This window comes from Parafrankia discariae (genome assembly GCF_000373365.1).
Taxonomy (GTDB): Bacteria; Actinomycetota; Actinomycetes; order Frankiales; family Frankiaceae; genus Parafrankia; species Parafrankia discariae.
Genome location: NZ_KB891192.1, coordinates 94,984 through 115,087, shown reverse-complemented (window position 1 = coordinate 115,087; position 20,104 = coordinate 94,984). Strand labels below are relative to the sequence as shown.

17 protein-coding genes and 1 pseudogene are annotated in these 20,104 nt (G+C 71.9%); 11 read left to right on the top strand and 7 right to left on the bottom strand.

Going from position 1 to position 20,104, the window contains the following annotated elements; genetic code table 11:
* Positions 1 to 209 (top strand): annotated as a pseudogene (locus B056_RS44320) (IS5/IS1182 family transposase); the annotation flags it as partial.
* Positions 210 to 261: 52 nt separating this feature from the next.
* Here the strand turns inward: B056_RS44320 and fxsT are convergent.
* A complete protein-coding gene (gene fxsT, locus B056_RS0110750) occupies positions 262 to 2,562 on the bottom strand; it encodes an FxSxx-COOH system tetratricopeptide repeat protein (protein WP_230202935.1) in 2,301 nt (766 codons plus the stop codon).
* Between the two features lie 183 nt (positions 2,563 to 2,745).
* Between fxsT and B056_RS0110745 the strand changes: the two genes are divergently transcribed.
* Positions 2,746 to 4,266: a hypothetical protein gene (locus B056_RS0110745; RefSeq protein ID WP_154676962.1), complete on the top strand. Its 1,521-nt coding sequence runs from the start codon at positions 2,746 to 2,748 to the stop codon at positions 4,264 to 4,266.
* Positions 4,267 to 4,279: 13 nt separating this feature from the next.
* Here the strand turns inward: B056_RS0110745 and B056_RS36075 are convergent, their stop codons facing one another.
* The 4 genes from B056_RS36075 to B056_RS0110725 form a co-directional block, all read right to left on the bottom strand.
* Complete coding sequence (locus tag B056_RS36075) at positions 4,280 to 5,347, bottom strand: potassium channel family protein (RefSeq protein WP_018501870.1); 1,068 nt, start codon at positions 5,345 to 5,347, stop codon at positions 4,280 to 4,282.
* A 70-nt stretch (positions 5,348 to 5,417) separates the two neighbouring features.
* The gene (locus tag B056_RS0110735; RefSeq protein ID WP_018501869.1) at positions 5,418 to 5,894 is read right to left on the bottom strand and encodes a VOC family protein; all 477 of its coding nucleotides are present in this window, start codon (positions 5,892 to 5,894) and stop codon (positions 5,418 to 5,420) included.
* Positions 5,872 to 6,756 (bottom strand): SDR family oxidoreductase, encoded by an 885-nt coding sequence (locus B056_RS0110730; protein WP_018501868.1) that lies wholly within the window; start codon positions 6,754 to 6,756, stop codon positions 5,872 to 5,874. Before B056_RS0110730 ends, B056_RS0110735 begins: the two co-directional genes overlap by 23 nt.
* A 61-nt stretch (positions 6,757 to 6,817) precedes the next feature.
* The gene (locus B056_RS0110725; protein WP_018501867.1) at positions 6,818 to 8,281 is read right to left on the bottom strand and encodes an aldehyde dehydrogenase family protein; all 1,464 of its coding nucleotides are present in this window, start codon (positions 8,279 to 8,281) and stop codon (positions 6,818 to 6,820) included.
* A gap of 150 nt (positions 8,282 to 8,431) precedes the next feature.
* Between B056_RS0110725 and B056_RS0110720 the strand changes: the two genes are divergently transcribed.
* Positions 8,432 to 9,292, top strand: a complete 861-nt coding sequence (locus B056_RS0110720) for a mycofactocin-coupled SDR family oxidoreductase (protein WP_026239548.1) — start codon at positions 8,432 to 8,434, stop codon at positions 9,290 to 9,292.
* A 15-nt stretch (positions 9,293 to 9,307) separates the two neighbouring features.
* On the opposite strand, the gene B056_RS0110715 is transcribed toward B056_RS0110720, so the two are convergent.
* Positions 9,308 to 9,580 (bottom strand): hypothetical protein, encoded by a 273-nt coding sequence (locus B056_RS0110715; RefSeq protein ID WP_018501865.1) that lies wholly within the window; start codon positions 9,578 to 9,580, stop codon positions 9,308 to 9,310.
* A gap of 110 nt (positions 9,581 to 9,690) precedes the next feature.
* Here B056_RS0110715 and B056_RS0110710 point away from each other — a divergent pair, with 110 nt between their 5' ends.
* The 5 genes from B056_RS0110710 to B056_RS0110690 all read left to right on the top strand — a co-directional run bounded on the left by B056_RS0110710 (position 9,691) and on the right by B056_RS0110690 (position 15,463).
* Positions 9,691 to 10,863, top strand: coding sequence for an amidohydrolase family protein (locus B056_RS0110710; RefSeq protein ID WP_018501864.1), 1,173 nt, complete (start codon positions 9,691 to 9,693; stop codon positions 10,861 to 10,863).
* A gap of 49 nt (positions 10,864 to 10,912) precedes the next feature.
* Positions 10,913 to 12,553, top strand: a complete 1,641-nt coding sequence (locus B056_RS0110705) for a thiolase C-terminal domain-containing protein (protein WP_018501863.1) — start codon at positions 10,913 to 10,915, stop codon at positions 12,551 to 12,553.
* 108 nt (positions 12,554 to 12,661) lie between these two features.
* Complete coding sequence (locus tag B056_RS0110700; protein ID WP_018501862.1) at positions 12,662 to 13,894, top strand: CaiB/BaiF CoA transferase family protein; 1,233 nt, start codon at positions 12,662 to 12,664, stop codon at positions 13,892 to 13,894.
* 84 nt (positions 13,895 to 13,978) lie between these two features.
* Entirely contained in the window at positions 13,979 to 14,161 is a 183-nt protein-coding gene (locus tag B056_RS0110695; protein ID WP_326828225.1) for a ferredoxin, read from the top strand.
* Positions 14,162 to 14,263: 102 nt separating this feature from the next.
* Complete coding sequence (locus B056_RS0110690; RefSeq protein WP_026239546.1) at positions 14,264 to 15,463, top strand: cytochrome P450; 1,200 nt, start codon at positions 14,264 to 14,266, stop codon at positions 15,461 to 15,463.
* A 70-nt stretch (positions 15,464 to 15,533) separates the two neighbouring features.
* Here the strand turns inward: B056_RS0110690 and B056_RS0110685 are convergent, their stop codons facing one another.
* A complete protein-coding gene (locus tag B056_RS0110685) occupies positions 15,534 to 16,313 on the bottom strand; it encodes an SDR family NAD(P)-dependent oxidoreductase (RefSeq protein ID WP_018501859.1) in 780 nt (259 codons plus the stop codon).
* A 111-nt stretch (positions 16,314 to 16,424) separates the two neighbouring features.
* Between B056_RS0110685 and B056_RS0110680 the strand changes: the two genes are divergently transcribed.
* From B056_RS0110680 to B056_RS0110670, 3 genes are read left to right on the top strand one after another with little or no spacing between them, the layout of a single operon-like run.
* Positions 16,425 to 17,540: an acyl-CoA dehydrogenase family protein gene (locus B056_RS0110680; protein ID WP_018501858.1), complete on the top strand. Its 1,116-nt coding sequence runs from the start codon at positions 16,425 to 16,427 to the stop codon at positions 17,538 to 17,540.
* A 3-nt stretch (positions 17,541 to 17,543) separates the two neighbouring features.
* Positions 17,544 to 18,836 carry an acyl-CoA dehydrogenase family protein gene (locus tag B056_RS0110675; protein ID WP_020572434.1) on the top strand — a complete coding sequence of 431 codons (1,293 nt, stop codon included), beginning with the start codon at positions 17,544 to 17,546 and terminating at the stop codon, positions 18,834 to 18,836.
* A 20-nt stretch (positions 18,837 to 18,856) separates the two neighbouring features.
* Complete coding sequence (locus B056_RS0110670; protein ID WP_018501856.1) at positions 18,857 to 20,041, top strand: acyl-CoA dehydrogenase family protein; 1,185 nt, start codon at positions 18,857 to 18,859, stop codon at positions 20,039 to 20,041.
* Positions 20,042 to 20,104 lie beyond the last annotated feature (63 nt).

Here is a 20,104-nt window from a genome sequence, read left to right as displayed (position 1 = left end):
CGTATCGGAAACCCCTCGACGGACAGCCGCTGTCGGAGTGGAAGGAGGAGCTGAACAGGGTGCACCGCAAGGTCCGGGCCCGCGTCGAACACGCCCTCGCCGGGATGAAGACCTGGAAGATCCTGCGTGACTACCGCCGCCAGGCCCGCACCCTCGGGATCACCGCGGCCGGGATCGCCCATCTCTACAACATCAGCCGGACCGGCTGACCGGTCACGCGGACCGGCCACACCCCACCCAAACCGAGTTACGAAACAGCCTTTAGTCGCCTGTCGCGTAGTGATCCACCGCGAGGCTGCTCGCGACCAGAAGGGTGTCCGGATGATCGGTGCCGAGGACCCGTTGCGACACCGTGAACGTCTCGCTGTCAAGTGCCAGAGCCTCGTGGTGCGCCCGGAGCTTGCGGAGGTCATGGGCGAGGCTGCGGGCTGAGGCGAGCGTCGCGGGGTGTTCGTCGCCGAGCAGCTCGCGACGGCGGGCCAGCGTCTGTTCGTCCAGCGCCCGCGCCGCGTCGGTGTTTCCCAGCCCGTAGAGGTCAAGCGCGAGGTTGCTGGCCAGCTCGAGAGTCTGATGGTCGTCGGGACCGAACGCCCGCCGCGCCGCCCGGTAGGCCCGAGAGTGCCCGCGCAGTGCCTCTCGCCTTCGGCCCATGCGCCACTGGTCCACGGCCAGTGCGTCCGCTGAGAGCAGCGTCTCGCGATGAAGTCGCCCCAGTGTCGCCAGCCGGCGTTCGTGGGTCAGGCGGTCGGACTGCTCGGCCTCCGCGCACCTCCCGCTTGCCCGCAACGCCTCGGCGTGGCAGTGCGCGGCGGCGAGCACGTCACGGTGGTCCTCGCCGCGATGATCGCGCCAGGCCTCGGCGGCCCGGGCCGCGCAGGCCAGAGCGGAGTCGTACTGGCCGCTGCGCGTCAGGTAGCGGGCGATGTCCAGCACCGCGGCACGGAACCCTGATCCGCCGTCCGAGACGTGCTCCAGCAGTGTCAGAAGATGCGCGGCGAGGGCTCCGTACACCGGCCAGGTGGTCGGATCGTCGGGAGCCGTCGGCGTCGCGTCCGCGATCCGGGCCCTGATCCGGTCAACAGTCCAGGCACGGTCGCTCTCCTCCAGGCCATCGCGGATGACCGCCTGAGTCAGCCGATGGAGCTGGAAGGTCCCGCCGTCGACCCGGGCCAGTCCGGAGCTTTCCACACCGCGCAGCATCCTCGCCACCATGCCCTCGGTCCCAGTCCCGGTAGCCTTGATCTCGGCGACCGGCTGCGCGAGTGCCCGGAGTACCACCGGCGGCAGCGGTTGCGGTGCGAGGAAGGCGGCCTCGCGCAGCGCGCACGCCGCCAAGGGTTCACTTTCCCGTAGCAGGGTCATCGCCGTCGTGACCGAGCCGACCAGGCCCGCGGGATAGTCGACCGGGCCGTGCGCGAGAACCTCGATGGTGGCGTCCTTCAGCAGCGCCAGGTAGCTACTCGCCGTGACCTTGGTGGTGTCGAGGAAAACGCCTGCCTGGCCGACAGCGAGCGGGAGGTGGTCGAGAGCGTCCGCCACCCGGGCCGCGTCGTCGTCCAGCAGGTGTGTGGCCCGGCCACGCAGCAACGTCCTCGACTCCTCGGGTGTGAAGCTTCCGATCTCCAAGGTCTGCCCGAAATCGCGCAGGACGCGGCTGCGGCCCGTCACCAACACATGGCCGTTGCCGTCCGGTAGCCACTCGGCCAGCAGCTCTGGGCGCCGCACGTCGTCGAAGACGAGCAGCCAGTCCGAGGGCTGGGACAGACATCGCAGCGCGCGCCGAGCACGTCGCGCGCGGTCGTGATCGTCGGGAAGGCCGAGGACGTCGGCAAGAGCGTCCAACGCCTCGCGCAGCGCCTCGGGTAGCGCTGCCGGCAGCCACCAGACCAGCGAGTACGCGTCACCGTACCGGTGGGTGTATTCGATGGCGAGCTGGGTTTTCCCGGCCCCCGCCACTCCGGTGAGGGCTATGGTCGTCAGCCGGTGCGGATCGGCTGACCGGAACCAGCCACGCAGCGATGCCAACGGCTGCTCTCTGCCGACGAACCAGGCGTTGCGGGCCGGCGCCTTCCGCACCGGGCGCGGACTCCCTGGGAATGTCGGGCGACCGCCGCCGCCGCGCTCCGGCTCGGCCGACACGGAGACGGAGGAGCCGAGCGACGCGCGGGCGGCGCGTAGCAGTCGGCGCCGCGCGGCTTGTTCGGCCAGACCGAACAGCGTCTCGTACATGGTCACCCCGAGCATTTCGGGCGGCTGGCAGGGCACGACCCGAAAAGGCAGGAGGATGCCGCGCCGCAACCCGAAGGACAGCTCGCTCATGCACCGGCCGGACTGGAAGTAGGCCGGTGAGTACAGCGCCACCAGAAACCTGGTGTCCCCGAGCTGCCGACCCGTCCACAGGACGAAGTTCTCGCCCGGCAGTACATCGCGGGACCAAAGACGAACACGGAACCCAGCCGATTCCAGCTCCCAGGCGACCCATTCTGCCCACTGCCTCTCGCGATTCGAGCAGGAAATGAGGAAGTCGGCGCCGAGAGCAGGTGAGGGCAACCCAGCTGACACCACGCCTCCAGTCGGTGGTCGCCGGTACAATTCAGCACGGAAACAGTTGGTCTCATCTCATCCTGACCGACAGGGCCGGTGGCTGGCACGGACATCCTGATTTTTTTCTGGCGCGCCAGCCGGTGCGCTGACATCGCGTCCGCGTGCGCGCCGGTGCCGACCAGGAGACCCCGGAGGTGCCTCATGGCCAAAGACCCGGCCGTGTACCGCCACGCGCTGGCTTTCTCCGCTGACCTGTCCGGAAGTTCCTCCGGTCGTTTTGATCAGCTTCGCTGGCAGGTCACCGCCGGGGTGGGCCCGGCCGGCAAGGCCGGAACCGACCTCGATCTGGCAGGTCTTCACGAACTGGCGCACGCGCTTCTGAACGACTCGACGTCCTGGGGGACGGTGCTTGCCGCGCTGGCGATGCCGGGCCCGGACGACAGCGAACAGAGCCGCCGAGAGACCCTGTCGGATCTTGTCGACTCATGCCGTACCACCCACGAGTGTTTCGCCACTCATGCGAGCGTCCAGCGTGCACTCGTGAGTGGGGAGAACGCGGAACTCGCGTTGCGCCGCTATCCGAACTACGTCGTTTACCTCCGACAAGCCCTCGCTCTGGCACCCGGCCCCGACATCGACCCGGCGGTGCGATGCAGCGCCGTCGCGGCGGCCCTGACGGCTTGTATGCAGTCACCGGCGCTGTTCACGCTGGTGGAGCAGGGCATTCGGCGTTTCCGCCTGTCGATGGTGCCTGTTCGGGATCATCCCGATACCCGGTTGCAGATCCTGCGGGGCGCTGCGGCGGAGCTGTGGTCGGACGCACCCTGGCTGCGGCACGGCGACGTGTTCGCCAGGTGCCTCGTGCGCGTCGGGGAGGTGCTCGCGGAGTCGGGAACCCAGACGATGAGCCGTGACGACCATCTGGACATGCTGCGGGCGGTCAGCACTCGGTACGCCGAATACAGCGGTGCGGCCACGCCGCCACGGATCGACACCGACGGCCGAGTGGGGTTGGCAGCCGCCTTCGCCCGGGAGACCCTGCGATTGCGCGCGCCTCGCCGAGCCGAGGTCGTCGTCGCAGACCGCACCAGTCCGCCCCCGCCGCGGCCCGGGCGGACCGGGCCCCATCTGCTTGTCACGGTCCGGCCCGCCGCAACGCTGCGGGAACAGTTCGTCATCGACGACCTCGGGGGACTGCCGTCCGGGGACACCCCCGTCACCTGCGTCCAGTCTCCCGATCCGCTCCGACCGGGCGGCGTGGGACTGCGATCGGTCCCCGACCCGGGCAGCCTCCTTGAGATCATCCGACGGTCGGCGGTGCCGATCTACGCCTCGGTCAGCGCCACCTGCCTCCTGGACGAACGGTGGTGCCAGGAATGGCAGCCGGCGCTGAGTCGCGCCTCGGCTGCTTCGATTCTGCTTGATCTCCCGTTCGACGAATGCTGGCATGCCTGGAAGCGGAGGCGAATCCCTCTACGTTGTGGTGTCACGGTGGTGACCGTCTCGAACCAGCCGTGCGCCGTCCTCGTGTGTGTGCTCGCGGATGAGGCGCCGATCGTGCTCCCGGTGACCACCGTCGCGGCCGCTGGCTGGCGTGTGTTCGTGCGGAGAGCGGACCCCGGTACCGATTTCGAGGTGGATGCCGATCCGGGCCCGGAAACCCGTGACATCCTCACCGATGTGATGAGCGACGAGTCGTCGTTTGGTGCCCGGTACTTGTGAGAGCCCGCACCCCTCAGCGGTCCTGGCTGTCGGGAGAAGACTCCCGGCCGGCGGGGTCACCGACGTCGCGAACCGTGATCAGCAGATCGCCCGCGCGGATCGGGGCCGCGGCCGGGTCGTCGAACCGGAGCAGCCGGCCCGCGCGGACGACGGCGAGCACCGGATCCGCGCACTCCCGCGGCCCGCGGCCGACCTCGTGCCCGGCCGCGGGACGTTCGGTGAGCCGCAGGCCCACGTCGGAGGTGAGCAGGTCCTCGACCACGTCCACGACCCGTGGGCTGCGGGTCGCCAGGCCCAGCATCCGCCCGGCCGCGTCCGAGCTGGTGACCACCTGGTCCGCCCCACCGCGGCGGAGCAACGGGATGTTCTCGGCCTCCCGGACGGCCGCGGTGATCACTGCCGTCGGTGCCAGGTCCCGGGCGGTCAGGGTGATCAGGACGTTCGCCTCGTCGGAGTTGGTCGCGACGATCACCGCCCGGGCGCGTTCGGTCAGCGCCTCGCGCAGCACGGCGGTGCGGGTGCCCGAGCCGGTGACGGTGGTGAGGCCGTCCCGGCCGGCGTCGGCGAGCGCCCGGTGGTCGGGGTCGACGACGACGATCTGTTCCGCGGGCACGCCGTCCTCCCGCAGCGCCCGGACCGCGCTGCGCCCCTTCACGCCGTAGCCGACGACCACCACGTGCTGGTTCACCCGTCTCCTCCACCGCTCCACCCGGAAGGCCTCCCGGGATCGCTCGGTCAGCACCTCCAGCGTCGTGCCGACCAGCAGGATCAGGAAGATCACCCGGGCCGGGGTGACCACCAGGACGTTGACCAGCCGCGCGCTCGGCGTGAGCGGGGCGATGTCACCGTAACCGGTCGTCGACAGGCTGACGGTCGCGTAATAGGCGGCGTCCAGCAGGCTCAGCGGGTTTCCCTGGTTGTCGGCGTAGCCGTCGCGTCCCAGGTAGACCACGATCACGGTTCCGACCAGGATCAGCAGCGCCGCCGCCAGCCGCCGCGTGATCGCCTGGCCGGGCCCGGCCCGCGCCCGCGGCACGGAGACCCTCGCCCGAGCCCACCCGACCTCGCTGTCCCTCGGCATGCCGGCCAGTCTCCCGCGTGCCCGCGCGCCCCGGCCCGGCTCCGTCCCACCGCTCGCCGAGCGGCCCCCGTCAGCTGTGGGGGAGCTGCGCGAACAGTTCCTTGCCCTCGTCGTGGCGGAACACGAACTCGCTGAAGTGCCCGATCCCCGGGCGGGTGTCGGCGTAGATCGCAGACAGTCCCAGCCGCTGCGAGAAACGCATCGGGATCCCGACGCCCGCCGCCTGGAACCGCTCGGCCAGCTCGTCGAGCGAGGCCACGTCGTCGACGAGATAGCCCAGGTGGTGCAGGCTGACGCCGCCGTCGGGCCGCAGCGCGTCGAGGTAGATGCCCTCCCGGCCGGGCACCGGTTCGATGATCTCCACCATCACCCCGCGGCTGTAGGCGAGGGCGATCTGCGAGCCGGGCGGTCCACCCGGCTCCGTGGTGTCGATGCGGCGGAACTCGGCCACCTGGTGGTCGTCCCGGAAGCGCGCGATCGCGCCCTCCAGGTCGCGGGTGACGTAGCCGAGCTGGAAGAAGTTCTCAGGCTGGATCGAGGGCGACACGAGGCTCGCTCACAGGAGTCGGCTGGCTGGCGGGACGGGGAGCGTCGGCCGGATGACGCCGGGCGGCGACGATGCCGCCGTCGACGCGCAGGTCGCACCCGGTGATGTAGCTGGCGCTGTCGGAGACGAGGAAGTCGATCGCCGCCGCGATGTCGGCGGGCATTCCCAGCCGCCGTAGCGGGGTCACCTCCGCGGCCGCGGCGGCCAGCGGGTTCGCCGCCATCTCCTGGCGGCCCATCGGGGTCAGCACGGTGCCCGGCGAGACCGACAGGATGCGGGCACCACGCTCGGCCCAGGCACCGGCCGACCGTTCCACCAGCCGCAGGACGCCGCGCTTCGACGCCCCGTAGGCGCGTACGGCGAAGAAGTAGGGGGTCGGGTTCGGGTCGGCGGCGAGCAGGAGCCGCTCCAGGTCGACGGCGAGGCTGCTGGCGCGCGGGTCGTCGAGCACGGCGTCGACCGCGGGCGAGGAGCTGAAGGTGTGGGCCGCCACCGAGCCGATGCAGACCACCGAGCTGCCGGGGCCGGCCAGCGGCAGGAACGCGTCGAGCAGGTGCGCCGTCCCGCGGAGGTTGACCTCCACGATCGTCCGCGGGCCGGCGAGGGCGGGGGAGAGGCCAGCGGTGTGGACCAGCGTGCCCAGAGTGCCGGCCTCGCCCGCCGCCGCGGCGAGCCGCTGGACGCCGTCCGGGCTCGCCACGTCGGTGGCGACGGTGAGGGCGATGTCGTAGCCCTCTTCGGTGAGGCTGTCGTGCAGCGCGGCCAGCGCGACCTCGTTGCGGCCGGACAGGACGAGCCGGTGGCGCCCGCCGAGCCGGCGGGCCACGGCGCGGCCCGTTCCGCCGTAGGCGCCGGTGATCACGGCTAAGGATTTTCGACTGGTGCCGATCAGGTTCATGAGTTCGCCCGAGTCTCCGGCCCGCTCAGCGGGCGCTCCAGATGATGCTCTTGGACAGCAGGAACTCCTCGAGGCCGAACTCGCCGCGCTCGAGGCCGAGCCCGCTCTGCTTGTAGCCGCCGAACGCGGTGTGCGGGCTGGAGCCCGCGCCGCCGCCGTTGATGTAGATCATTCCGGTGCGCAGCCGCTTGGCGATCTCGTAGGCGCGTACCGGGGACTGCGCCCAGACCCCGCCGCCGAGCCCGAACTCGCTGTCGTTGGCGAGCCGGACCGCCTCGTCGTCGTCGTCGAAGGCGATGACGACGCCGACCGGGCCGAAGAACTCCTGGCGGGCGACCGTCATCGAGTTGTCGACGTCGACGAACAGCGTCGGCTCGACGAAGAACCCCTTGTCGAGGTGGGCGGGCCGGCCTCCGCCGTAGGCGACCTGCGCGCCCTCGGCGCGGCCGGCGGAGATGAGGCTCTCGACCTTCGCCCGCTGGGCCGCGCTGATCAGCGGTCCCATGGTCGTGGCGGGGTCGGCCGGGTCGCCGACGGTGATGTGATCGAGGCGCTGCTTGACCAGGCCGACGAGCTCGTCGAGGCGTGAGCGGTGCACCAGCGTCCGGGTCAGCAGGCTGCAGCCCTGGCCGGCGTGGGTGGTCATGCCGTTGACGATCGTCGGGACGACGAGGTCGAGGTCGACGTCGGCGGTGATGATGTTGGCGGACTTGCCGCCGAGCTCGAGCACGACCTTCTTCAGTGACTGCGCCGCCTGGGTGTAGACCAGCCGGCCCACGGTGTCGGAGCCGGTGAAGCTGACGATGTCGACCCCGGGATGGGTGGTCAGCGCCTCGCCGGCCGCGATGCCACCGCTCACGATGTTGAGCACGCCGGGCGGCAGGCCGGCCTCGTCGGCCATCTCGCCGAGGACGAACGCCTCGAGCGGGGTGGTCGGCGCCGGCTTGAGGACGACCGTGCACCCCGCGGCCAGTGCCGGGGCCAGCTTGAGGATGTTGAGGAAGAGCGGGAAGTTGTAGGCCGAGATGAGCGCGGCGACGCCGTAGGGCTCGCGGCGGACGACCCCCTGGGCGAGCGTCGGCCCGACCGTCGGCAGCATCGCCCGCTCGAACGGGAACTGCCGCAGCACCCGCTCAGCCATGTCTCTGAAATGGTGAAGTGGGACGCTGACCTGCAGCGTGTCGGCCAGGGCACGCGTCGAGCCGGCCTCTCGGACGCTGAGTTCCTTGAGCTCGTCGACGCGCCGCTCCATCACGTCGGCCATGCGCAGCAGCACGGTGGCGCGCTCGTTGGCGCTGAGCGTCGGCCACGGGCCCTCGTCGAACGCCCGTCGGGCGGCGGCTACGGCCCGGTCGACGTCGGTGACGGTCCCGTCGGGGACGGCGCCGATGACCTCTTCGGTCGCCGGGTTGAGGACCTCGAGGACGCCGTCGCCGTCACTGTCCCGCCACGCGCCGTCGATGTACAGCTGGTAGGTCAGCGCCGACATCGGATACCACCCTCTTAGAACACTAGAATAATTGATTGAACTATTTTAGTATGGCGGCAGTCACAGGCGAAGGCAAGCAGCTCACGTGGGGTCGGGCCGAGGTCAGCGAGGGGCGCGGCGTCCTCGGACACAAGGGACAGGAGCACATTCGTGGGACGCATGGACGGCAAGGTCGTCTTCATCACCGGCGCGGCGCGTGGCCAGGGCCGGGCGCACGCCGTCCGGGTCGCGGCGGAGGGAGGCGACGTCGTGGCCGTCGACCTGTGCGCCGACATCGCCTCCACGCCCTACCCGATGGCGACCCGGGACGACCTGGACGAGACGGCCCGCCTGGTCAAGGAGCGCGGCGGCCGCGTCGTCGCGCAGGTCGCCGACGTCCGTGACCGGGCCGCGCTGGCCGCCGCCGTCGCCGAGGGCATCGCCCAGTTCGGCCGGTTGGACGGCGTGGTGGCCCAGGCCGGCATCTGCCCGCTCGGGACGACGGCACCGCAGGCCTTCATCGACGCGGTCGGCGTCGACTTCGGAGGCGTCTTCAACGCCGTCGACGTCGCCCTGCCCCACCTGCTGTCCGGGGCGTCGATCGTCGCGACGGGGAGCCTGGCGGCGCTGATCCCCGGCACGTTGGACAGCGCGGCCAAGGGGTCGGGCGGCCTGGGCTACGCCTGGGCCAAGCGGGCGGTGGCGTCGCTGGTCCACGACCTCGCCGTCGTGCTGGCCGCCCAGAGCATCCGGGTGAACGCCGTGCACCCGACCAACGTCAACACCGACATGCTGAACAACGACGTCATGTACCGGGCGTTCCGGCCGGACCTGGCCGAGCCCACCCTCGAGGACGTGCTGCCGTCGTTCCCGGCCATGACCGCGACGGGCGACCCGTACGTCGAGCCCGAGGACATCGCCGACGCGGTTCTCTTCCTGCTCTCCGACGAGTCCCGCTTCATCACCGGCACCCAGCTCCGCGTCGACGCGGGAGGCTATGTGAAGCTGCGGCCGCAGGCGCCCGCGTTCTGACAGTCGCCCGCCGCGTCACCGCCCGGGGGGTACGTAGGTGAGGAAGCCGGTCGCGCCGGGCCTCGCCGCCGCGTTCCGGCTGTTGCGTGCCAGCGCGGCGCGCAGGGCCGCCAGGCGGGCCTCGGCGGCGGCACGCCGCTCACCCGCATCCGCCTCCGCGCCCTCGCCTTCCGCCGCGGACAGCGTGGCCTCGACGGCCGCGATCTCCGTCCGCAGCCGGCCGCCCGTCTCGTCGAAGTTCAGCAGGTCGTGGTCGTCGTCCAGGGGCCTGGTCGGCTCTGTCTCCATGCATCGCTCCTCGGGTGGAACGCCGGCTGCGCCAGTGGCACTATCGCACAATGTAGTACAATAGGTTATATGATCGATGGCACAGTCGAGGGGACCTGAAGGGACGCTGGATGCCGCTCCAGGACTACATGCAGATCATTTCGGTCGACGATCACCTCATCGAACACCCGCGGGTCTTCGCCGACCGGCTCCCGCGGAAGTTCCTGGACGCGGGCCCGCGCATCGTCGAGGACGAGCAGCGCCGGCACGTGTGGCACATGGAGGACCAGGTCTTCCCGTACATCGGGTTGAACGCGGTCGCCGGCAAGACTCCCGAGGAGTTCGGGATGGAGCCGCTGCGCTTCGACGACATGATCCCGGGCTGCTACGACCCGGTCGAGCGGGTCAAGGACATGGACCTCGACGGGATCCAGGCCGCCTGCTGCTTCCCGTCGTTCCCCGGCTTCGGCGGCCGGGTGTTCATGCGGGCCAAGGATCCCGAGCTGGGGCTGGCCTGCGTGCGGGCCTGGAACGACTTCAGCATCGACGAGTGGTCGGCGTCGGCGCCCGACCGGTTCGTGCCGCTCGCCCTGCTCCCGCTGTGGGACCTCGACGAGGCGGTGGCCGAACTGCGCCGGGTCGCGGCGAAGGGCGCCCGTACCGTCTCGTTTCCCGACAGCCCGGTCCCGCTCGGGCTGCCGTCGTTCCACGACGACCACTGGGGTCCGCTGTGGGACGTCCTGGAGGAGACCGGGGTCCCGGTGAGCCTGCACTTCGGCTCGGGCAGCTTCGTGCCCGGCTTCAACTTCTCGGCCGCCGCGCTCTCGCCGAACCCGCCCGCGCCCGGCCAGGCGCCCCCCGCGACGTCGTTCGCCCTCTACGCGACCAACCTGATGTGGTCGACCGTGGACCTGCTGTTCTCCGGGCAGCTGCAGAAGCACCCGGGCCTGAAGTTCATGCTCTCCGAGGGCGGCATCGGCTGGCTGCCCTACATCGCCGAGCGGGCCGACTGGGTCTGGGGCCGCCACCGCTACTACCAGCCCATCGACTTCGACACCCGCCCCAGCGAGCTGCTCCGCAAGCACTTCTGGGGCTGCTACATCGACGACCAGTTCGGGCTGACCAACCGGCACGCCATCGGTGTCGACCGGATCTGCGTCGAGATCGACTACCCCCACTCGGACTCCATGTGGCCGAACAGCCGCAAGGTGATCGCCGAGTCACTCCTCGATGTGCCCGACGACGAGGCCCACCAGATCGTCGAGCTCAACGCCCGTGACGTCTTCGACTTCCCGCGCTCCTGAGCGGGCCGGAGCCCCTGCCCCCGGCGCCCCTCACGCCGGGGCGGCGCCGGTGACGCGGCCGCGGCCTCAGCCGACGCTCGCCAGCGGCGAGTTCTGGACGTCCGGCGCGGACGGCGTGCTGCGCGTCCTCCGGTGCGGGGACTGCGGGGCGTTCACCCATCCGCCGCTGCCGCGCTGCCGCGTCTGCCGTGGCGGCGCGATGACGATGGCGGCGGTCTCCGGTCGGGGGGTGGTCGCCGGGTTCACCGTCAACCACCAGCAGTGGTTACCCGACTTCCCGCCGCCGTACGTGGTGGCGGTGGTGGCGCTCGCGGAGGACGACGGCGTCCGGCTGACCACCAACATCGTCAACTGCGAGCCCGGGGACGTGCGGGTCGGCCTGGCGGTGCGGGTGCTGTTCGAGCAGGCCGACGACGTCCACATCCCGTTGTTCGAACCGGATCCCGACCGCGCGGGCGAGGCGCTCGCGGTGCCCGAACCGCGCGAGCTGGCAGTGGCCGTGAGGCCGGTGTCGGCGGCGAAATTCGAGGAGAAGGTGGCCCTCACCGGGGTCGGCCAGTCACGGGTGGGCCGCCGGTTGATGGTCGATCCGCTCGAGCTCACCGTCCAGGCGTGCCTGGCGGCGGTCGAGGACGCCGGGCTCACGCTCGACGAGATCGACGGGCTGTCCACCTATCCGGGCAGGGTCGGCGGGCCGGGCATGTCCGAGGGCGGGATAGCGCCGCTCGCCGAGGCGTTGCAGCTGCACCCGACCTGGATCAACGGCGCGGGGGACACCCCGGGCCAGTCCGGGGCGATCGTCGCGGGGATGCTGGCGGTGGCCGCGGGGCTGTGCCGCCACGTGCTGTGCTTCCGGACGGTGTGGGAGTCCTCCCACGCCGCGCTCGTCCGCGCCGGCCGATGGGAGGCGCCGGCCGGCCGAGCCACCGGCATGTTCGAGGAGCGGGCACCGTACGGCGCCATGTCGGCCGCGAACTGGATAGCGCTCCAGGCCTCGCACTACTTCCACCGCTACGGCGGCGACCGGTCGACGCTCGGCTGGATCGCGGTCACCGCGCGCGACAACGCGAGCCGCAACCCCGAAGCCGTGTACCGCGACCCGTTCACGATCGAGGACTATCTCGCCGCGCGGCTGGTCTCGACCCCGTTCGGCCTCTACGACTGCGACGTCCCGGTGGACGGTGCCGTGGCCGTCGTCGTCTCGGCTGTCGAGACCGTCCCCGACCGCCCGCGGCCCGCGGTGCTGGTCGACGCGGTCGGCACCCAGATCCTCGAACGGATCAGCTGGGACCAGGACACCCTGACCCACGAGCCGCAGACCCGGGGACCTGCGCGCCACCTGTGGAGCCGGTCGGCGCTGCGTCCCGACGACGTCGACGTCGCCCTGCTCTACGACGGGTTCACCTTCAACGCGCTGTCCTGGCTCGAGGGGCTCGGCTTCTGCGAGCCCGGCGGTGCGCGCGCGTTCATCGACGAGGGCCGGGGGATCGCCCGGGGCGGTCGGCTCCCGCTGAACCCGCACGGCGGCCAGCTCTCCGCCGGGCGGCTCCACGGCTTCGGTTTCGTCCGCGAGGCGATGCTCCAGCTGCGCGGCGAGGCGCACGGGCGGCAGGTCGCGGACGCCGAGGTGGCCGTGGTCTGCACGGGCGGCGGGGCGCCGGGGGGCGCGCTGCTGCTGAGACGGGGCTGACCCCCGTCGAGACCCCCGTCGAGCTCCCTCGCCGAGCGACGACAGACCGGACCGATCGACCGCCCGCTTCGCGGGAGCACAGCCGGAACCGAGGAGATCCAGAGAACCATGCAGCTACCGATGCAGGGCATCCGCGTGCTCGAGGTGGCCCAGTTCACCTTCGTCCCGGCGGCGGGTGCGATCCTGGCGGACTGGGGCGCCGACGTCATCAAGGTCGAGCACGCCGTGCGCGGCGACGGCCAGCGCGGGCTCACGAACGTCCTGGGCGTCGACGCGATCGCGAAGGGCAGCAGCTTCTCGCCGATCGTCGAGGGGCCGAACCGGGGCAAGCGCAGCGTCGGGCTGGCGCTGGAGAACCCGCAGGCCCGCGAGCTCCTCGACGAGCTGATCAGGCAGAGCGACGTCTTCCTGACCAACTTCCTGCCCGACGCGCGCGCCAAGCTGCGGATCGAGCTCGACGACGTCCGCAAGGTCAACCCAGAGATCATTTACGTGCGCGGCTCCGGCTTCGGCACCCGCGGCCCCGAGGCGGGCAAGGGCGGCTACGACATGACCGCCTTCTGGGCCCGCGCGGGCGGCGGCGCGGGAGCCACCCCGCCCGGCGCCGACCGGCTGGCCCCGATGCCCGCGGGCGGGTTCGGCGACAACATCGGCGGCATGACCATCGCCGGCGGCGTGGCGGCGGCCCTGTTCGCCCGCGCCACCACGGGGGAGACCTCGGTCGTCGACGTGTCCCTGCTGGGCGTCGGGGCCTGGGCGACACAGTTCACCGTCAACCTCGCACTGATGGCCGGCGGTCCGCCGCCGCGGCCGCCCGCCCCGCGGCACGGCTCGGCGCGCAACCCGCTGGTCGGCCCCTACCGCACCGCCGACGACCGGTGGCTGCTGTTCTCGATGCTGCAGCCCGGTCGCTACTGGGCGGAGTTCTGCGAGGTCGCGGGGCGGCCGGAGCTCGTCTCCGACGAGCGGTTCGACACGGTCGAGAAGCTGATGGACCGGGCACCCGTGGCGGCCGAGATCGTCGCGGAGATCATCGGCGGGCGCACCCTCGAGGACTGGCTGGCCAGGCTCGCGCACATCGAGGGCCAGTGGGCTGTCGTCCAGGACGCCTGGGGCGTGGCCAACGACGTCTCGCTGCGGGCCAACGGCATGATCACGACGGTCGAGGACGCCGAGGGCGTGCCCAGGGAGCTGGTGGCCAGCCCCGTGCAGTTCGACGAGCAGGCGGCGGCGTTGCGCCGGGGTCCGCTGTTCGCCGAGCACACCGACGACGTCCTGCGCGATCTCGGGCTCAGCGACGAACGGCTGATCGAACTCAAGCTGGCCGGCGCGATCACCTGATGACGGGTGCCGACGCGCGCCGCGCGCGAGCGGGTGACCTGCGCGAATGTGCACAGTGAGGCGGAGAGGAGAGGTTCGGTGCGGGTGACTATCGATATGGACAAGTGCTCCGGCCATGCGCGTTGCTACGGGACCGATCCGGACCTGTTCCAGATCGACGACAGCGGCTACGCGTTGCGCCCCGGGTTCGAGGTGCCGGCGGGGGGCGAGGACACGGCGCGCGAGGCCGCGGCCTCCTGCCCCGAACGGGCCATCACGGCGCAATGACCCGGCGATGACCGCGACCCGGCGATGACCGCGTCCTTCGGCGGCCGCAGCCTGGCCGCCCACCAACCGGATCGCCATCACCCAGCGACGGAGGGAGTCCGCATGTCTGTTACCGACCCGGCGCCGAGCCGGTGCCCGGCCGTGACCTACTCACCCCACGAACAGCGTCCGGTCGGAGAGTGGACCGCCTTCTTCGACCAGCTGCGCGCCGAGGCGCCGGTGGTGCGCAACACCTTCGCCAACGGCTACTACGTGCTCACCCGGTACGAGGACATCCTCAGCGCCTACCAGGACACCGACACCTTCTCGACCCAGGCGGTCACGGTCATGGAGCCGGATCCCAGCTACCGCTGGATCCCGCACATGCTCGGCGGCGACGAGCACCGGCAGTGGCGGCGGCAGCTCGGCCCGTACTTCTCGCCGCGGGCGATCGACGGGCTCGACGACCGGATCCGGTCGCGGGCGGTCGGGCTCATCGAGTCGTTCGCCGACCGCGGGTCCTGTGACGTGATCACCGACTTCTCGTTCCACTACCCGACGACGATCTTCCTCGAGCTGATGGGGCTCCCGGTCGGCGACCTCGACCGGTTCATGGCCTGGGAAGCCAACATCCTGCACTCGAACGGCTCGACGCCGGAGGAGATCGCCCACAACCGGACGACGGCGATGGCGGCGGTGTACGAGTACTTCGGCTCGGTCATCGCCGATCGCCGGCGCAGGCCCGGGGACGATCTGGTGAGCCACGCGATCGCCTTCAAGGTCGACGGCCGGCCGGTGACCGACGACGAGGTCCTCTCCTACTGCTTCTTCATGTTCATGGCGGGTCTGGACACCGTCGCGGCCGCGCTCGGCTACTCGCTCTACCACCTGGCGACCCATCCCGAGGACCGGGCGCGGATCGTGGCGGACCCGGCGCTGATCCCGTCGGCCATCGAGGAGATCCTGCGGGCCTACGCGTTCACCATCCCGGCGCGCAAGGTCACCAAGGACATCGAGGTCGCCGGCTGCCCGATCGCGGCCGGATCGATGGTGCAGCTGCCCATCAAGGCGGCGACGCGCGACGGTTCCGCCTTCGCCAGCCCCGCGGAGGTGCTCATCGACCGCAAGCCGAACAACCACATCGCCTTCGGCGCCGGCCCGCACCGCTGCCTGGGCTCGCACCTCGCGCGCCACGAGCTGGCGATCGCGCTGGAGGAGTGGCACAAGCGGATCCCCGACTACCGCCTCGCGGACGATGCCGTCATCACCGAGCTCGGCCGCAGCTCCGGCCCCGACACGGTGCCGGTCGTCTGGGCGCGCTAGCGGGCGGTGGCGGGCCAGCCGCGATACCGGGCATGCCCGGCGGCTGGCCCGCTCGTCCGCTCGGGGACGGTCAGGAAGCGCCCTTGGGCGTGAAGCGGAGGGCGCCGTCCAGGCGGATCGTCTCGCCGTTGAGGTAGACGTTCTCGGCGATCTGCTGGGCGAGCTGGGCGTATTCCTCCGCGCGTCCCATGCGCTTCGGGAAGGGCACGGCCGCGCCCCAGTAGGCGTCGAGCTGCTCCGGGTCGGCGTTGCGGAAGGCCGGGGTCAGGAAGGTGCCGGGCGCGATGGTGACGACCCGGATTCCGGCGGGGGCGAGGTCGCGCGCGAGCGGCAGCGTCATCGAGACGATGCCGCCCTTGGCCGCGCTGTACCCCGCCTGGCCGATGGTGCCGTCGAACGCCGCGATCGAGGCGGTGTTGATGATGACGCCCCGCTCGCCGTGCTCGAGCGGCTCCGAGCGGGCGATCGCCGCCGCCGCCAGCCGGTCGATGTTGTAGGTGGCCGCCAGGAAGATGTCGAGTACGCGGGTGAACGACCCCTGCGGCGCCGGGGCGTTCGACCTGTCGAGGGTGCGCTGGCCGCCCGGCCCGCCGTGGGCGACGACGGCGATGCGCAGTGGGCCGAGCCCGGTGGCCTGGTCGAGGGCCGCCTGGACGGAGGCCTCGTCGGTCACGTCGGTGCGTGCGAAGGCCGCGCCCGCGCCGAGTTCCTCGACGACCGCGCGGCCCTTGTCCTCGTCGAGGTCGGCGACGAGGACCTTCGCGCCCGCCGCGTGCAGTCGCCGTGACGTGGCGGCCCCGAAGCCGCCCCCGCCGCCGGCCACGAAAGCCACTGCGCCCTTGATCTCCATCGCCGTACCGCCCTCTTCCGTTGTCCGTCGAGCCCCGCGACCGCAGCTTACAGTTGAACAATTAAACTAAAATAGTTATATTGCGCCAGAGGGTAGAGGGGAGGGAGGCTCATGAGGCTCAGCTTCACCGCCGAGCACGAGCAGTTGCGGCGGGCCGTGCGCGATTTCCTGGCGGAGCGGTCGCCGGCGGCCGCGGTCCGGCGCCTGATGGACTCGACCGCCAACCGCGACGACGACGTCTGGACCCGGCTGGCCGAGGAGCTCGGCCTGGTGGGCCTCGGCCTGCCCGAGCGGTACGGCGGCTCCGGCTTCGGCGAGGTCGAGGTCGGGATCGTGCTGGAGGAGATGGGCCGGGCGCTGTTCGTGGCCCCCTACCTGAGCACCGCCGTGCTGGCGGGTCAGACCCTGGCGACGTCCGAGGACCAGGAGGCGCAGCAGCGGTGGCTGCCCGGGATCGCGGCCGGCTCGCTGACCGCGACGCTGGCGGTCGCCGGCGAGTCGGGGTCGTGGGAGCTGACCGACCCGGCGACGAGCGCCGAGCCGCGCGGCGGGCAGTGGCTGGTCTCCGGCCCGAAGTACTACGTCCTCGACGGCCACAGCGCCGACCTGCTCCTGGTCGTGGCGCGGGCCGCGGACGGGACAGGGGTGTTCGCGGTCGAGGGGGCGGACCCCGGGGTCGTGCGCGCCCGGCTCGACAGCCTCGACCCCACCCGGGACCTCGCCTCGGTCGTCCTGCGGGAGGCGCCCGCGGTCCGGGTCGGCGCGGGCCGGGACGCGACGGCGTGGCTGGGCGAGGTCCACGACCGGGCACTCGCGGCCCTGGCGTCGGAACAGATCGGCGGCGCGGCGCGGTGTCTCGAGCTCGCCGTCGACTACGCGAAGGTACGGGAGCAGTTCGGCCGGCCGATCGGCTCGTTCCAGGCGATCAAGCACAAGTGCGCCGCCCTGCTCGTCGAGGTCGAGAGCGCCCGCTCGGCGGTCTACCACGCCAACGCCGCACTGGCCGCCGACGACCCGGAGGGGACGGTCGCCGCGGCGGTCGCGTCGGCGTACGCGTCGCGGGCGTTCACCCTCGCCGCCAAGGAGTGCATCCAGATCCACGGCGGCATCGGGTTCACCTGGGAGCACGACGCGCACCTCTTCCTGCGGCGGGCGAAGTCCTCCGAGCTGTTCTTCGGGGCACCGCGGGCGCAGCGCGAGCGGCTCGCGGACCTGGTCGGGATCTGAACGGTGACCATGACGCCAGCAGGCTCCGACCGGTCCGACCGGTCCGCCGCCGCAACCGCCGCCGAGACGACCACCGCCCCCGCGACCGAGACCACCGGCGAGACGGCCACCGGCCCGTCGACCGAGACCGACACCGGGCCGGACAGCGACGAGGGGTTCCGCGGCCGGCTGCGAGACTTCCTGGTGACCCGGCATCCCGGGCGCCCGCCGAAGAAGCCGGACGAGCGGGTCGCCTGGACGAGGGCCTGGCTGGCGACCCTGTTCGACCACGGCTACGCCGGCCCCAGCTGGCCGCGCGAGTTCGGCGGGATGGATCTGTCGTTCGGACGGCAGGTGATCTACCAGGAGGAGCTGGCCCGCGCGCGGGTGCCCGGACCGCTCGGCACCGGCCTCAACATCGCCGCCCCGACGATCATCCGGTACGGCACGCAGGAACAGAAGGAACGCTGGCTCGCGCCGATGCTGCGCGGCGACCGGATCTGGGTGCAGGGGTACTCCGAACCCGGCGCCGGCTCGGACCTGCCGAGCCTGCGCACCACCGCCCGCCGGCAGGGCGACGAGTATGTCGTCAACGGCCAGAAGGTCTGGACGTCGCACGCGACGACCGCCGACATCATCTTCACGCTGGTCCGGACCGGGACGCAGCAGAGCCGCCAGCGCGGCATCAGCTACCTGATCGTGGACACGCACGCGCCCGGCGTGCAGGTGCGGCCGCTGCGCGACCTGACCGGCGGGTACCTGTTCGCCGAGGTGTTCTTCGACGATGTCCGGGTGCCGGTCGCCGACCGGGTCGGTGCCGAGAACGAGGGCTGGGCGCTTGCCCGGACGAGCCTCGGGCATGAACGGGCCGCCGGGGCGATGAACCAGGCCGCGCTCTACCGGCGGGTGCTCACCGAGCTCGAGCAGCTCGCGCGGGAACGGGGCCTGCTGGGGGACGCGGTCGTCCGGGACCGGTTCGCGGACCTGGAGATCCGGGTGCGGGTCATGCGGTACAACGCCCAGCGGGTCATCTCCGACATCCTGGCCAAGGGTGAGCCGGGCCCGACGTCGTCGGTGTCCCGGCTGCTGATCACGGAGTTCGAGCAGGAGATCCACGAGCTCGCGGTCGACCTGCTCGGGCCCGCCGGCCTGCTGCTGAAGACCGAGCCCGGGTCGGTGCAGGGTGGGCGCTGGCTGCAGGGATTCCTGCGGACCAGGGCGTCCACGATCGGTGCCGGTACCCGCGAGATCCAGCTCAACACGCTCGCCGAGCAGGTGCTCGGACTTCCGCACGACCCGGCGATGCCGCCGCGCTGACCGACGTTTGAGGAGACTCCATGCGCTTGGAGACCAGTCCGGACCTGGTGGAGTTCCGGGCCGAGGTTCGCGCGTTCATCGCCGAGCACGGCCCGGGACCGCGCCGGCGCACGGGGGTCCGCGCGCCCGAACCGGAGGAGATGCCCCGCCTGCGGGCCTGGATCGGCCGGCTCTACGCCGCCGGCTACCTGGGCCAGGCCTGGCCCGTCGAGTACGGCGGCCGGCCGGGGGCCCGCCCGGAGTACGGGTTCATCGTCGCGGAGGAGCTTGCGCGGGCCCGCACCTGGGGCGAGGTCGGCGCCGCGGCGCTCGCGGCCGGAGCCCTGCTCGGGTTCGGCAGCGAGGAGCAGAAGCGGCGCTTCCTGCCGCGGATCCGGACCGCCGAGGACCTGTGGTGCCAGCTGTTCAGCGAGCCGGGCGCGGGCAGCGACCTGGCCGCCCTGTCCACCCGGGCCCGCCTCGATGGTGACCACTACGTGGTCGACGGGCAGAAGGTGTGGACCACGAACGGCCACCACGCCGACCTGGGCTACCTGCTGGCGCGCACGAGCACGGACGGCCCCAAGCAGGCCGGCGTCACGGCGTTCGCGATGGACATGCGCAGCCCGGGCGTCGACATCCGCCCGCTGCGCGAGATCACCGGCACCAACGACTTCAACGAGGTGTTCCTCGACGGCGTGCGGATCCCGGTCGAGCGGGTGATCGGCCGGGTCGACGACGGCTGGCGGGTCGCCAACCTGAGCCTCGGCCACGAGCGCAGCGGCGTGGGCGCCCGCGGGGTCGAGCTGTTCGGCCAGCTCGACGACCTGTTCGCGCTCGCCGGGCAGGCCACCGTCGGCGGCCGGCCCGCGCTGGCGGACGGCGGCACCCGCCAGCGGCTCGGCCGGCTCGCTACCCGCGTCCACGTGGCCGACAAGATGAGCAAGGTGGTGCAGTCGCGCATGGTCAACCGCACCGAGGACCCCGCGGACGCGCCGCTGGCCAAGGTGTTCTACAGCGAGGTCAACCTGGAGGCGGCCGAGACCGGCGTCGCCCTGCAGGGCATCGGCGGCATCGGTGTGGACGAGGACGCCCCCTGGGCGGACGGCTGGTGGCAGGACGCCTTCCTCTACGCCCGCGCCTACACGATCGCGGGCGGCGCGAACGAGGTACTGAAGACGATCGTCGCCGAGCGGGCGCTGGGACTGCCGAGGGACAAGCGTTGACCGCGAGCGGGATCGGTGCCGCGGGCGGGATCGGTGCCGCGGTCGAACCGGCGGGCCGGCGCT